Annotated in this window: 1 protein-coding gene; it reads left to right on the top strand. The window is 32.2% G+C overall.

Annotated elements, in window-relative coordinates; translation table 11 throughout:
• Window positions 1-126: 126 nt before the first annotated feature.
• Window positions 127-1488, top strand: a complete 1362-nt coding sequence (locus KSU54_RS18375; protein ID WP_117792817.1) for an ISL3 family transposase — start codon at window positions 127-129, stop codon at window positions 1486-1488.
• The last annotated feature ends 56 nt before the right edge of the window (window positions 1489-1544 follow it).

The following is a 1544-nucleotide window of genomic DNA, read 5'->3' as shown; positions in this document are numbered from 1 at the left end:
GGCTCTATACTAAAACTGGAGGGGAAATATATCCTGCTCCAGTTTTCTTATATTTAAATAGACATAGCTTTCATACCGTTTTACAATTTAAATGACCAAAAATAAATAGAAAAGAGGTATTCCACTATGTCCAATTTGAATTATATCAATGATTTATTTAAATCTCTAGATTTTCCTGATAATTTGTCTGATTATTTTATCCCTGTCCCTTATGAGGGCTCTGATTCTTGCTTTAGATATGGTCTTGATAAGAGTGGTCACCATTCTAAATTTATTAGACTTAGATCTGTTCTTAAAGATAATTTCGTCTGTCCTCATTGCGGCGTTATCGAACATCATGAATCTAAAGGTTTACGTAAGATTTCCCTGTCTCATATTGCCAATGGTCATCAAAGATTCGTTATTGAGGTTGAATACAGAAGATATTTCTGTCATTCATGTCATTCTTATTTTAAGGATGATATCCCTTTTAAATTTAAAAATACTAGAATGACTTCTTCTGCTGCTCATGCCTGCCTGATTCAATTTAGAGAGAATACGGCCATGGCCGTTATTTCTCGTATGATGGGTGTTTCTAAATCTTCTGTATACAGAATGTTTTTTCATCACATCAAAGTAAAAGAACGATTCTATCATCTTAAGTCTGTTATTTCTATTGATGAATTTAAAGCAACCACTGATAAAGGAACTTATGCTTTTCATATTACCGATCCTATCAACGGTAAAACCCTTGATATTATTGAAGACAGAAAAGAACGCAGTCTAAGAAGCTATTTTCTTAGATTTCCCTATAGAGAAAGAAAAAAAGTAAAGATCATCATTATGGATCTTTCCAATCCTTTTCGTTGTATCATGCAGCGTCTTTTTCCCAATGCTTCTATTATCGCTGATCGTTTTCATTATGTAAAATTATTCGGTGAATGTCTAAAAAGAAGCAGACTTGATACCTGTTCTTCATTAAAAGATGAAAAGATGGCCAAATCTATTAAGAAAAATCTTCATCTTTTTGACAAATACAGAAAGGATCTTGATGATCAAACAGAATGGTATGATCGTCATTTAAAAAAATACTTTACCTGCAGAACATATGTTGAACATATATTTGAACAGGATGGTACAGATGAATTCTACCAGAGCTATATGATCTATCAGAATCTGTTGAAACTTATCCATGAAAAGCACAATGATTACAAGAAAGAATTGAATAACTGGCTGAACCATATATTTGAAACAAATAATACATATTTTATTTCGTCTGCAAAAAACATAAGAAAGAATTGGTTTGTGCCAATACTTAAGTCACTTACATACAAAGCAGTCTATGTTAGAAACGGTAAAACATATGAAACAAGTTTTAATAACGGTTTTATTGAAAGTATGAACAACAAGGTCAAGCTTGTAAAACGAAACGCCTATGGCTACAGATATTTTTATAATTTAAGAAAGAGGATTCTTCTTCATCTTGGGTTCTCATATGAATTTGAGTAAAAGAAAAGAGATAGCTTTCGCTATCTCTTAAGCCCCTCCACTATTGACACGGAGCC

The sequence above is a fragment of the Erysipelatoclostridium sp. MSK.23.31 genome, assembly GCF_019125875.1.
GTDB lineage: Bacteria > Bacillota_I > Bacilli_A > Erysipelotrichales > Coprobacillaceae > Thomasclavelia > Thomasclavelia ramosa.
Note: the sequence above shows the minus strand (reverse complement) of the source record. Positions and strands in the feature narration are given on the sequence as shown.

Bases quoted from the DNA above. Each gene is read 5' to 3' on its own strand.
- KSU54_RS18375 (WP_117792817.1), top strand. From the start codon at position 127: ATGTCCAATTTGAATTATATCAATGATTTATTTAAATCTCTAGATTTT.